Origin of the sequence: Pseudomonas yangonensis (assembly GCF_009932725.1) — a bacterium.
Classification (GTDB): domain Bacteria; phylum Pseudomonadota; class Gammaproteobacteria; order Pseudomonadales; family Pseudomonadaceae; genus Aquipseudomonas; species Aquipseudomonas yangonensis.
In genome coordinates, this window is the sequence record NZ_BLJU01000161.1 from 1 (window position 1) to 359 (window position 359).

Here is a 359-nt window from a genome sequence, read left to right on the forward strand (position 1 = left end):
CCCGGTGCGCGCGGTGCGCCTGTCCGCCGCCTATGCGCTGCTTCCCGCCATAGCCGAACTCGGCACGCATGGTACGGCCTGGCGGCGGGCCATCGACGAGTATGAAGGGGCCCAGCTCGTCCAGCGTGAGCGCGCCGAAGCCAACCTCAACCTGGCCAACCTGTACCGGGCCGACGGTCGGTCGGGCCTGGTCGAGGCGAGCCTGCGGGAAGCCCTGCGCCGCGACGCGGACTTCGCTCCGGCGCGGGTCGCCCTCGGCCAGTGGCTGGAAAACGCGGGCCGCGACAGCGAAGCCGTCACGCTGTTGCACGAGGGTATCCGCCGCCAGCCGCACTCGGGGCCGCTGCACTATGCCCGGG

1 pseudogene is annotated in these 359 nt (G+C 73.0%); it reads left to right on the top strand.

Annotation, left to right across the window (positions count from 1 at the left end):
* Positions 1-359: pseudogene (locus GYB81_RS23925) on the top strand (tetratricopeptide repeat protein); the annotation flags it as partial.